Source organism: Paraburkholderia sp. BGA-UO-ETr-F12, assembly GCF_059567945.1.
In genome coordinates this window covers 96,415-108,306 of the sequence record NZ_JCAQOZ010000014.1, presented here as the reverse complement: position 1 = coordinate 108,306, position 11,892 = coordinate 96,415, and the positions used below count along the sequence as shown (strand labels likewise).

The 11,892-nt window shown below is 62.0% G+C and carries 10 protein-coding genes; 5 read left to right on the top strand and 5 right to left on the bottom strand.

What is annotated here, in order from left to right; genetic code table 11:
• From AC57B6_RS06375 to AC57B6_RS06355, 5 genes are all read left to right on the top strand, one after another.
• Window positions 1-1,158 (top strand): ABC transporter ATP-binding protein, encoded by a 1,158-nt coding sequence (locus tag AC57B6_RS06375; RefSeq protein ID WP_496420867.1) that lies wholly within the window; start codon window positions 1-3, stop codon window positions 1,156-1,158.
• Between the two features lie 11 nt (window positions 1,159-1,169).
• The gene (locus AC57B6_RS06370) at window positions 1,170-3,176 is read left to right on the top strand and encodes a beta-galactosidase (RefSeq protein WP_496420866.1); all 2,007 of its coding nucleotides are present in this window, start codon (window positions 1,170-1,172) and stop codon (window positions 3,174-3,176) included.
• Window positions 3,177-3,250: 74 nt separating this feature from the next.
• Window positions 3,251-4,504, top strand: coding sequence for an ABC transporter substrate-binding protein (locus tag AC57B6_RS06365; RefSeq protein ID WP_496420865.1), 1,254 nt, complete (start codon window positions 3,251-3,253; stop codon window positions 4,502-4,504).
• A gap of 71 nt (window positions 4,505-4,575) precedes the next feature.
• Window positions 4,576-5,574 carry a carbohydrate ABC transporter permease gene (locus AC57B6_RS06360; RefSeq protein ID WP_030100277.1) on the top strand — a complete coding sequence of 333 codons (999 nt, stop codon included), beginning with the start codon at window positions 4,576-4,578 and terminating at the stop codon, window positions 5,572-5,574.
• Between the two features lie 10 nt (window positions 5,575-5,584).
• Window positions 5,585-6,436 carry a carbohydrate ABC transporter permease gene (locus AC57B6_RS06355; RefSeq protein WP_028194885.1) on the top strand — a complete coding sequence of 284 codons (852 nt, stop codon included), beginning with the start codon at window positions 5,585-5,587 and terminating at the stop codon, window positions 6,434-6,436.
• 6 nt (window positions 6,437-6,442) lie between these two features.
• Here the strand turns inward: AC57B6_RS06355 and AC57B6_RS06350 are convergent, their stop codons facing one another.
• The 5 genes from AC57B6_RS06350 to AC57B6_RS06330 form a co-directional block, all read right to left on the bottom strand.
• On the bottom strand, window positions 6,443-7,192 hold the full coding sequence (locus AC57B6_RS06350) for an energy transducer TonB (protein ID WP_496420864.1): 750 nt from the start codon (window positions 7,190-7,192) through the stop codon (window positions 6,443-6,445).
• On the bottom strand, window positions 7,185-7,583 hold the full coding sequence (locus AC57B6_RS06345; RefSeq protein ID WP_106352419.1) for an ExbD/TolR family protein: 399 nt from the start codon (window positions 7,581-7,583) through the stop codon (window positions 7,185-7,187). The genes AC57B6_RS06350 and AC57B6_RS06345 overlap by 8 nt, the downstream gene beginning before the upstream one ends.
• On the bottom strand, window positions 7,580-8,239 hold the full coding sequence (locus AC57B6_RS06340; RefSeq protein WP_178371041.1) for a MotA/TolQ/ExbB proton channel family protein: 660 nt from the start codon (window positions 8,237-8,239) through the stop codon (window positions 7,580-7,582). Before AC57B6_RS06340 ends, AC57B6_RS06345 begins: the two co-directional genes overlap by 4 nt.
• 37 nt (window positions 8,240-8,276) lie before the next feature.
• Complete coding sequence (locus AC57B6_RS06335) at window positions 8,277-10,622, bottom strand: TonB-dependent receptor (RefSeq protein WP_496420863.1); 2,346 nt, start codon at window positions 10,620-10,622, stop codon at window positions 8,277-8,279.
• Between the two features lie 233 nt (window positions 10,623-10,855).
• Window positions 10,856-11,773 (bottom strand): NAD(P)/FAD-dependent oxidoreductase, encoded by a 918-nt coding sequence (locus tag AC57B6_RS06330; RefSeq protein ID WP_496420862.1) that lies wholly within the window; start codon window positions 11,771-11,773, stop codon window positions 10,856-10,858.
• Between the last annotated feature and the right edge of the window lie 119 nt (window positions 11,774-11,892).

Sequence of the window (11,892 nt, the reverse complement as noted above, 5' to 3'; positions counted from 1 at the left end):
ATGGCGAGCATTTCGTTGAGAGGCGTGCAGAAGGCGTATGGCGACGGCGCACCGGTGATTCGCGACGTCGACCTGGAGATCGGTGAGAACGAGTTTTGCGTATTTCTCGGTCCGTCCGGCTGCGGCAAATCCACCTTGCTGCGGATGATCGCCGGCCTCGAAGACGTGACCGACGGCGACCTGTCGATCGCTGGGCGCCTCGTCAACGACGTCCCGGCGGCGCAGCGTGGCGTGGCGATGGTGTTCCAGAGCTACGCGCTGTTTCCGCATATGACCGTGTTCGAGAACATGGCCTTCGGCCTCAAGCTTGCCAAAACCCCGAAAGAAGAAATCGACCGCAAAGTGCGGGAAGCCGCGCGGATCCTGCAACTGGAGGCGCTGCTCGAGCGCCGGCCGAAGGCGCTGTCCGGCGGCCAGCGGCAGCGCGTGGCGATCGGCCGGGCCATTGTGCGCGAGCCGGGCGTGTTTCTGTTCGACGAGCCGCTCTCCAATCTCGACGCAACGCTGCGTGGCCAGACCCGCATTGAAATCGCGCGGCTGCATAAGCAGTTCGCCAAAGCCAGCGTGGTGTACGTCACGCACGATCAGATCGAGGCCATGACGCTTGCCGACAAGATCGTGCTGCTGCACGCGGGCAAGGACACCGAGCGCTACGGCAGCATCGCGCAGATCGGCGCGCCGCTTGAGCTATATCACCGGCCGAGAAGCCGCTTCGTCGCCGGTTTCATCGGCTCGCCGCGCATGAATTTCCTGCCGGGGAAGGTGAGCTCGGTCGATCCTCAAGGCGTGGTCATCACGCTCGATCACACAGATGAAAACGTGCGCGTGCCGGTCAACGGCGATGGCCTTCATGCATCGCAGGCCGTCACGCTCGGCGTGCGCCCGGAGCACCTGGAATTCCTCGGCGCGGAAGGTTCGGAAAACACGCAGGATGCCGTGCTGACCCGCACCGTGTCGCTCGTCGAACAACTCGGCGAGCACAGTTATGTCCACCTCGATCAACCCGGTGGCGCCGCGTTGATCGCCAAGGCGCCGGGCGACACCCGCCTCGCGCCGGGAAACCGCGCCGGCTTGCGCGTCCCCAGCCGCGCCTGCCACCTGTTTACCGAAGACGGCTTTGCCGCCGCTTCGCTCGAATCCGTCGAAAACTACGCATAGGGGACATTCGGATGCGCCTTGGAGTCTGTTATTACCCGGAACACTGGCCGGAGTCGATGTGGGAAGACGACGCTCGCCGGATGAAAGCACTTGGCATCCAGCAGGTGCGAATCGCCGAATTTGCATGGAGCCGGATGGAGCCGACGCCCGGCGAATATGACTGGGGCTGGCTGGATCGCGCGGTCGACGTACTCGGCGCCGCCGGATTGCAAGTGGTCATGTGCACGCCGACGGCGACGCCGCCCAAGTGGCTGATCGACCGCCATCCGGACATTTTGCCGATTGGCGCCGATGGCCGTCCGCGGGCGTTCGGCTCACGCCGTCACTACGATTTTTCATCGCCTTCGTATTTCACCGCGTCGCAGCGAATCTGCACGGCGGTTGCCGAGCGTTACGGCAAGCATCCGGCCGTTGCGTACTGGCAGACCGATAACGAATTCGGCTGCCATCACACGGTGGTTAGTTATTCGCCGGCGGCAGTGGGGCGCTTTCGCGAGTGGCTCAAGGCGCGCTATCAAACCATCGACGCGCTGAACCGCGCATGGGGCACGGTGTTCTGGAGCATGGAATACCGCAGCTTCGACGAAATCGACGCGCCGGTGGCGACCGTGACCGAAGCGCACCCGTCGCACCGGCTCGATTATCGGCGCTTCGCCTCCGACGAAGTGGCACGCTACAACCGCATGCAGGTCGAGATCATCCGCGCGCATTCGCCGGGGCGGCCGGTCGCGCACAATTTCATGCAGCTCTTTACCGAGTTCGATCACTACAAGGTGGCGGCCGATCTCGATGTGGCGACCTGGGACAGCTATCCGCTCGGCGCGCTGGAAGAGCAGTGGTTCGCGCCGGAGGTGAAGGCGCGCTGGCTGCGCTCCGGGCACCCTGACTTCGCGTCGTTCAATCACGACGTGTATCGCGGCATGTCGAAGCTGCCGCTGTGGGTCATGGAGCAGCAGCCCGGCCCGGTGAACTGGGCGCAATGGAATCCGGCGCCGCTGCCCGGCATGGTGCGGCTGTGGAGTTGGGAGGCATTCGCGCACGGCGCGGGCTGCGTATCGTATTTCCGCTGGCGCCAGGCGCCGTTCGCGCAGGAACAGATGCACGCCGGTCTGAATACGCCTGATAACCGGCTCGATGTTGGCGGCAACGAAGCCGCGCAGGTTGCCGACGAGATTCGCGCGGTGCTCGCCGCGAACGCCGATGCCAATGCCGCGATTCGCTCGAAAGTCGCGCTTGTCTACGACTACGAAGCGAAGTGGCTCTTCGAGATTCATCCGCAGGGAGCGGATTTTCACTATCCGCGCTTCGCATTCGAGTACTACTCGGCATTGCGCGCACTTGGCCTCGACGTCGATATCGTGCCGGTCGATGCGGCGCTCGACGGCTATCGTCTGATCGTCGTGCCGCCGTTGCCGGTCGTGCCGGCCGATTTCGCCGCGCGGCTGGCGAGTTCGGGCGCGCAGGTCGTGCTCGGCCCGCGTACCGGTTCGAAGACGCAGGACCTGCAGATTCCGGCCAATCTGCCGCCGGGCGCGCTTGCCTCGGTGCTGCCGCTGCGCGTGTGGCGCGTCGAATCGATGCGGCCGAATGTGACTGAAGCCGTGCGGCTTGAAGACAGCGGCAACGCGAGCGCGGAAGACGGCGTGGCGCGCCACTGGCGCGATTTCATCGAAGCCGCAGGCGACAGCGGCAACGATGCAACGGAGGCGCTCGACGTACGTGCCCGTTTCGCCGACGGCCATCCCGCCTACGTGAAAAGCGGCGCGTTCCATTACCTCGCGAGCCTGTTCGACGATGCGCTCACGGTTCGTCTGTTCGCGCGGATTGCGCAGGAGGCCGGCCTCGACCCGGTTGCGCTCGGCGACAGCGTGCGCCTGAGCCGCCGTGGCGAGTTGACCTACGTGTTGAACTACGGCGACCAGGCGCACACGCTGGCCGATATCGCCGACGACGCATTCGTGATCGGTTCACGCACCGTCGAACCGCAGGGCGTGGCCGTTTATCGATCAGGGAATTGATCTGAAGCGCTGAACGAAGGATTCCATGTAGTAACAACAACGACGCAAAATCACGGAGCAAAGGAGACAGCAACATGGCACTGAAACCTCGCAAGATTCTGCTGGCACTCGCGCTGGCCGCGGCGGCCGCAGGGGCCTCCGTCGTCAGCACGGCGCAGGCCGGCACGCTCGCGGTCAACATCGCGTTCAAGGGCGCGAGTCAACGCGCCGTCTGGCAGTCCATCATCGACGACTTCAAGAAAACGCATCCCGGCACCGACGTGAAGGTGTCGTTCATCGACGAAGAAGCGTACAAGGTCCAGCTGCCCGGTTGGCTCTCCACCGTCGCGCCCGATATCGTCAACTGGCATGACGGCGAACGGATGGCGTATTACGCGCAGCGCGGCCTGTTCGAGGATCTGAGCAGCGACTGGGTGAAGAACGGCTGGAACGACATGTATGCGTCGACGAAGGAAGCGTCCTCGTATAAGGGCAAGCAGTACGCCGCGCCGACCGTGTACTACTCGTGGGGCATGTTCTATCGCAAGGATCTGTTCCAGAAGGTCGGCATTGCCGGCGAGCCGAAAACGTGGGACCAGTTTCTCGACGACTGCAAGAAACTGAAGGCGGCAGGCATTGCGCCGATTGCCGTGGCAGGCCGCGATTCATGGACGCTGGCGGGCTGGTTCGATTATCTCGATCTGCGCTTGAACGGCAACGCGTTCCATCAGAAGCTGATGGCGGGCGATATCGCGTACACCGATCCGCGCGTGAAGAAGGTTTACACGACGTGGAAACAACTGATTGACGCCGGCTATTTCATCGACAACTCGCTCTCTTACGATCTGGACGCGGTGCAGCCGTTCCTGTTCCAGGGCAAGGCCGCGATGATGCTGATGGGCACGTTCATCACCGGTGGTTTCCCGCCGAGCGTGAAGCCGGAAATGGGTTACTTCCAGTTCCCGATCATCGACGCGAATGTGCCGACCGCCGAAGAGGGGCCGGTCGAATCGCTGAATATTCCGACGAAGGCGAAGAACAAGGCGGATGCGCGTGCGTTCCTCGCCTTCGTCGAAACGCCGGCAAACGGTGCGAAGCTCGCGGAGGGGCTCGGTTCGCTGTCGGCGAACAGCAAGTCGCCTGAACCCGAGGATCCAATCTCGAAGATCGGCTTCCAGATTCTCGCGAACACGAAGGGCGGCATTGCGCAGTTCTACGATCGCGACATGACGAAGGAAATGGCCGATGAAGGGATGAAGGGAATGCAGCAATTCATTTCCGATCCTTCGAAACTCGACGACATCCTTGCGCAACTGGAACAGACGCGTAAGCGGATCTACAAGAAGTGAGCGGAAGTGGCCCGTTGACGCATAAACGGGCCGCCAACCTAAGCGTCAACTCGCTACGTTCGATCGGGAGAATGATCGTGTCGCATTCCGTCACCCGTCATACCGTTGGCGGTCCTGCTGAACCCGGCGATTCCGGCTTGCCCGGTGCAGGCATGCCGGCATCGGGCGGTGCTACGCGCGGCGGGCCGCCTCGCGTGGCGCGCCGGCGCCGTCCGTCGCCGACCGCGCGACGGCAGCGCCGCGCCGCTTTTCTGTTTCTCGCGCCGGCCTGCGTGATGGTGGCGATCTACGTCGTATGGCCGATCATCTCGACCGTGCGCCTGAGTTTTTTCAATTGGGATGGGATGACCGACCCGTCTTTCGTCGGTCTCGCCAACTATATCGAGTTGTTCCATACGCCGACGTTCTACACGGCGCTGAAGAACAACCTCATCTGGCTGCTGCTGTTCCTGCTTGCACCGCCGATGGGGCTCGCCGTCGCCCTCTATCTGAACCAGGCGGTGGCCGGCATTCGCATCGTCAAATCGCTGTTCTTCGCGCCGTTCGTGTTGTCGGGCGTTGTGGTCGGTTTGATCTTCTCGTGGTTCTACGACCCGACCTTCGGCTTGCTTGCGCTGATCCTCGGGCACGGCGTGCCGGTACTGGGCGATCCGCGTTACGCAACGCTCGGGATTGTGTTCGCGGCGCTGTGGCCACAAACCGCGTACTGCATGATTCTTTATCTGACCGGTTTGACTTCGTTGAACGCCGAACAGATCGAGGCCGCGCGCATGGAGGGGGCGCGTGGCTGGTCGATGCTGTGGCACGTGATCCTGCCGCAATTGCGGCCCACCACCTTCATGGCGATCGTCGTCACGGTGATCGGCGCGTTGCGCAGCTTCGATCTGATTTCGGTCATGACCGGCGGCGGACCGTTCGAAAGTTCGACGGTGCTCGCGTACTACATGTACGACCAGGCGATCAAGTACTACCGTATCGGCTATTCCGCAGCGGTGGCCGTGGTGCTGTTCGCGATCATGCTGGTGTACATCGTTTATCACCTGCGCCGCATGCTGCGCACCGAGCAATAAGGAGCCGGTCATGTTTCCGATCCCGATCGACAAATGGAAGCCGCTCACGCGCCGCGCGTACAAACTGACTTTGCCGCTCGCGCTGCTGATCTGGCTGCTGCCGATGATCGCGGTGCTCGTGACCTCGGTGCGTTCCACCGAGGAGCTGAGCGAGGGCAATTACTGGGGCTGGCCGAAGCACTTCGCGATGTTCGACAACTATCGCGAGGCGCTGACGACTTCCCCGATGCTGCACTACTTCTGGAACAGCGTGCTGATTACGGTGCCGGCCGTGGTGGGGTCGATTGCGCTTGCGGCCATGGCGGGTTTCGCGCTGGCCATCTACCGGTTCCGTGGCAATTCCACGCTGTTTGCGACGTTTGTCGCGGGCAACTTCGTGCCGGTTCAGGTGTTGATGATTCCAGTGCGGGACCTGTCGTTGCAGCTTGGTCTGTTCAACACAGTGAGCGCGCTGATTCTGTTCCATGTGTCGTTTCAGACCGGATTTTGCGCGCTGTTTCTGCGCAACTTCATCAAGCAGTTGCCATTCGAACTGGTTGAGGCGGCGCGCATCGAAGGCGCGAACGAATGGACCGTGTTCTTCAAGATCGTGTTGCCGCTGATCCGTCCCGCGCTTGCCGCATTGGCAATTCTCGTATTCACCTTCGTGTGGAATGACTACTTCTGGGCCTTGTGTCTGACGCAAGGTGACGACGCCGCGCCGATTACTGTCGGTGTCGCGGCGTTGAAGGGACAGTGGACCACTGCGTGGAATCTTGTGTCCGCCGGGTCGATTCTCGCCGCGTTGCCTTCTGTCGCGATGTTCTTCGCCATGCAGAAGCATTTCGTGGCCGGCTTGACGTTTGGCGCGACGAAGGGCTGAGCTTCGCTAGTTCACGTTGAAATGCACGCGAATGTCTTGCCGGCTTTCGACAGGATGCCCTGCCTGCATCGCTGGAAAAAAACGCCATTTGCGCAGCGCTTCAAGAAGGATCTGGTTGAGCCGGGGATTGGGCGTCGGTTTGATGAGCTCCACATCGACCGATCCGTCAGTGTGGATCGCGAAGCGGGCCGTCGCGACGGTTTGATACGCCTGCTCGCGCAAATCGTCGGGGAGTTGCGGCAACGGTTGGGAAATGGCATGCGCCGCGGCGTCGCCAACTGATTTTGCGGACGGTATAGCGGTTGCGCTTTCGTCGGAGGGGGCGGCAGTGCGCGCGGGCGGCTCGGCGGCCGTCTTCGGCTCTTGCATTGCGGGCGTCGACTGAGCCGGCGGTACGTTTTGCACCGGACGCGCCTCCGGCTTCGACGGCACAGTGGGTGGCGTGCGCGAATGCGTCGACGTGTGAGCGCGCGGATCAGCAGCTTGCCGTGGTTTGCCCGCAGCGGGCTGGACGGGCTGAACGGGCGCAGGCGGAGCCACGGAAGGCGTCGCAACTGTAGCTTTCGGCGGATCGAGTTCCATCACCCGCATTTCGAGGGGCTTGTCCTGCACGCGCGCGGCGGGCGACGGACGCAACCAGTGCCCTACCTGAATCAGGAACGCTATCCATACGATTAGCGCGACCAGTACCGCCAGTGCGAACCGTATCGACGGAGAATCGCCTGCGGCGACGGCCACGCGCATCCGCTTATTCACGATGTACGGCGATCAGGAACCGCTCGGCGCCGGCACGGCGTGCGGCCAGCATTGCCTGAACCACCACGCCGTGGCCGGCAGCGTCGTCGGCGGCAATCACGACATTGCCGTCCGGTTGCAACAGCCGTTTCACCATCGGCTCGATCTGATCGAGACGAACTGACTGATGGTTCACAAAGATCGCGTTGCTGCTGTCCACGGAAATCGTAAGCGGTTCATGGGCGGCCATTTGCTGTGCGCGGCCGGCCGGGAGATTGACCTTGACGGCGTCGAGCCGTTGCATCGCGAGCGATGCGAGCATGAAGGTCGCCAGCAGAAAGAACATCACATCGATCATCGGAATGATTTCGATGCGGCCGCGCTTTACCGCGCGCGAACGCTTGAACTTCACGGCAGCGCTCCCGCGGGCGTGTCGGCAAGACGGATTTCGCCGAGCCGTGCATTGGCGAAGGACTCGAGTTCGTCCATGAGCCGTTCGAGCCGGCGCGAGAAATAGTTGAATGCAAAGAGCGCAAACAGCGCAACCACCAGGCCGATCGCGGTCGCCACCAACGACTGTGCCACGCCGCCTGTCACGCCGCCTGGATCGACGAGGCCATCGCCACCGAACAACTGGAACGAATGCATCATGCCGACAATGGTGCCCAGCAGACCCAGCAAAGGCGCTGCCGTCACGATGGTTTCCAGCACCCAGAAACCTTTGCTCATGTCGCGTTCGATCTGCGAGGCAACCGATTGCGCCTTTGCTTCGCGCAGCCACAGCGGCACGGAAGGATCGGGCGCCCACGGCGCGCTCATGCGTCTGAACGCGTTCTGACTGGACGCATCCTTTAATCTGCCGGCCCAATCGAGGGCCGAGCCGGGCGCGGCGATTTCGTGCGTGATGGTGTGCGCGTTACCCTGCGTTCCCGGCAAGCGGCCAAAGCGCAGAAACACATACGCCCGCTCGAGCGTAATCGCGACCGCCAGAATAGCGAGTAGCGTCAGCGGATAGATGACCCATCCGCCCACGCGTACCGCTGCCAGAACACTTGCCCAATCTTGCATGTCCTACCTCTTCTTCGCTCTGTATAGCCTGACGGAATCAGAAATTCTTGGTGATGCCGGCGTAGACGGCGAAGTGCGGGCCATACTGCGGTGCGCCCACGCCGATACCCGATCCGTCGCGCAACTCATAGACGCGGTTGAACGCGTTGACGACCATCAGCCGTGCGTCGAACTTCCCGATCAGCGGCTGATTGAAGTGCTGTATCACGCCGAGATTGACCTGCGCATAGAGCGGCAGCTTGTCGGTGTTCGCAAAGCCGCTACGCAAACCGCTTCCCACCAGCCCGTCGAACGTGAAAGTCGTTCTGCCGAGATCGTAGGTTCCACCGAATGAAGCGGTAATGCGCTGGTCGTGATCCAGGTAGACCCAGTGATCGTTGATATAGGCGAGTTCCGCGGGGTCGAAATTGAACTGTGCCGAATCGATCTGGGTTCCCTGTGCGCGGCTCCACGCGAGATTCATGTACGCCGATACATTGTTCTGCTTGTAGTTGGCCGTGAACTCGACCCCGTACACGCGACCCTGCCGGTAGTTGAACGGCGTGAAGATGAGCGCGGAACCGAACTGTCCTTCGTCGAGCAGGTTGGTCGACTTCTTGTAGTAAGCGTCGAGTCCGACCGTGACGTTCGAGCCCAGGCGCTGGGTCACGCCGAGATCGAAATAATGGCTGCGTTCCGGTTGTACCTGGCCGTTCTCGCTCGACGGACTCTGATTGGTCGTGCCGTTAAAGCGGCTGATCGTCGAGCCCGACACCAGTTCGAACGCCGGTGGCGTGAAATAGCGCGCGTAGCCGGCATGGAGCGTCGTTGTCGGCGTAAGCGCATAGACGAGGCCGATGCGCGGGCTAAGCTGGCTCGCGCTGACGTACTCGTCCATCTTGTCATAGCGCAGGCCATAGTTCAGCGTGAGCTTGTCGGTGAGTTTCCACTCGTCCTGCACGTAGGCGCTATACAGATAGCCGGTCTTGCTGCTGGAGTCCTGAATATTGAAGGGTTGATCGGATAGCTGGTTGCCGTTGCTGTCCGTCGCGAATACGTTGACACTGTCGTTGAACACCGCGTGTTCTTGCTGGAAGAAGATCCCGGCCCGAACCGTATGCTTGTCGTTCAGCCGCCAGGTCGTGTCTACCTGCGCGCCGTTGGCCGAATTGCTGTGAAAATCCTGCGACGCCACGCCGTTGAAGAGCAGATCGCCAACCGGATCGGGATTGAACTGGGTTCGCGTGTAGCGCGTAAAGAGGGCGACCTGATAGTCGAGCGCGCCGCCATTGGTGCCCTGAAGCGCGACCACGGCAAAGTTGTTCAACTCCGATTGCGTTTCGTTCAACTGGCTTGAGTCGAAGGTGTTGTTGCCGTTGAGCGTGAAGTTGGTCTGTAAGCCCGGCGTGTTCGGAATCTCGAACTGGTTGCTGGTGGTGCCGAACATCACGCTCACACGCGTGAGCGGGTTGATGATGTACGACATGTAGCCGAACGCATCGCCCTGACGGGTGTGGTCGTGAATCGCGTTGGCACTCGAAGTGGGATTCTCGATCCCGAGGTTGTTCATGCCGACCGAGCCGCTGAAGTAATAGCTGAACGGCCCCTGGCTGCCGAATACATCCGCGCTGGTCTTGATCGTCTGATGGCTGCCGCCGAACACGTCGATGGACCCGCCGTTGCCTGCATCGCCGGACTTCGTGCGGATGTCCACGACGCCTGCGGTGCGGTAGCCGTACTGCGCCGGCAATGCGCCCGTGAGCAGGTTGACCTGGTCGATGATGCGAGTGTCGAGCGACTGGCCGAAACCGCTGATCGGCTCGGGAATGATGATGCCGTTGATGCGGTATTGCAGGTTCGCGTGGTCTCCGCGCACGTGCAATTGACCATAGGAATCGCTTGCCACGCCGGGCGCCTGCAGCAACACCTGGTTCAACGGCGTGTCCTGTCCCGCGGGCAGGGCGTTGATATCGGCCTGGCTGAAGCGGTACACGCTGCTGCCGGTTTCCGGCTGCAGCCCATTGCGGGCCCGATCGAGACGTTTTGCATTCACCTGAACGTCGAGTGTGTCGCTTTGAGCGAGTTTGATGCTGACCGCGCCTGGCGCGCCCGCGGTGGTGGTCGCGATGCTGCTGCCGCTCGCGAACCCCGGTGCCGTGACGACAACCGCATAGGTGCCCGGACTCACGTGAGCGATCGCGAAATGGCCGTCCGCGTCCGTTTTTGCTTCGCTGATGGCGGCGCCGCTTGCGGTCTGAATGCTCACCGTGGCGTTCCGGACGGGCTTGCCCGCTGTGTCGGTGACGGCGCCCGTCACCGAAGCGTCGTCGGGCGCGGCATGGACATGAGCGGCGATAGCGAACAGCAGCAAGGCTGCGTGAGAGACGCGCGTGCGGTTTTTCATCTTTGTTTATTCAGGGTTGAGCACTGGATGGATGCGTTTCCGTCTTGTCGACGTTCTTCGGCTACGCCGTTCGACGCGCCAGAATGTTATATCATTACATCGGTAAACGAAAATAACAACTCGACGAAGAGCGTGCCGAGCGCTTTGGGGGCGAGAGATGGGTGTTTGATGCGCGAGTGGCGGCCCGGATTCGGACCGCCATCGGGTTAGCGCAGGGTGCGCCGCGATGGGGCTTACTTGTGCTGTGCCAGCTCCGGCACCAGCGAATGATGCGCACCGACGCCCGCTGCCACGCCGGCCGCCGACGCAAACGTCGCGTTGGTCATCTTGTTCGACACGTCGCCCGCCGCATAGACGCCTTCTACTGTCGTCTGCTTCAGGTCGTCGACCCTGATGACGGGCCCAAGCGGCGCGTCATCGAATGCACAGCCGAGTTGTTCAGCGAGCGTGCTGTTTATGTGCGTCCTCGGTGCGACGAACAGCGCGTCGATTGCGACAACGCGTCCATCGGCCAATCTGAGCGCCTCGAGGTGCGGAGCTTGTCCGAGCAATTCGACTACCGGCGAGCGCTCGATGCGAACGTTGCGCGCCGCCAGATGGGCAAGTTGTCCTGCGTCGGGCTCGAAGGTGCCCTGCGTGAAATACGTCGTCGGACCCCAGTCGGGAATGAGGAGCGCCTGGTAAGCCGACAACGGATGATTGCCCAGTACGCCGAGACGCCGGTCCCGAACCTCGTACCCGTGGCAGTACGGGCAATGCAGTGCCGTCCTGCCCCAGCGCTCCTGCAAGCCCGGTATGACGGGCAGTTCGTCTCGCACGCCGGTCGCGAGAATAAGCCGGGAAGCCGATTCAATGCGGCCGTCCGAAAGCGCGACGCTGAAGGCGTTGTCAGTCCGTTGCGCGGTGACAGCCTCGCCTTTGACCCACTGAACCGTTGGGTAGGCCGCAAGCTGCGACGCAGCTTCGCGAATGATCTCCGCGGGCGGTTTGCCATCCTGGCCGAAGAAGCCGTGAGCGTGCGAGGCAAAACGGTTGCGCGGCAAGCCGGTGTCGATGATAAGCACGTTCCTTCTGGCGCGCGCAAGCTGCATGGCGGCCGACAGGCCCGCGAAACTCCCGCCCACAACGATCACATCATGCTGGGTATGCATATCCTTTCTCCTGGTTTGTGCCGACGTCCACATCGATGGGCTATGGTCAAAATGACGTCAACCGCTTCATGAAACATCACGAGTTGCATGATAGGGCGATGCTATACTTAACGCAACTT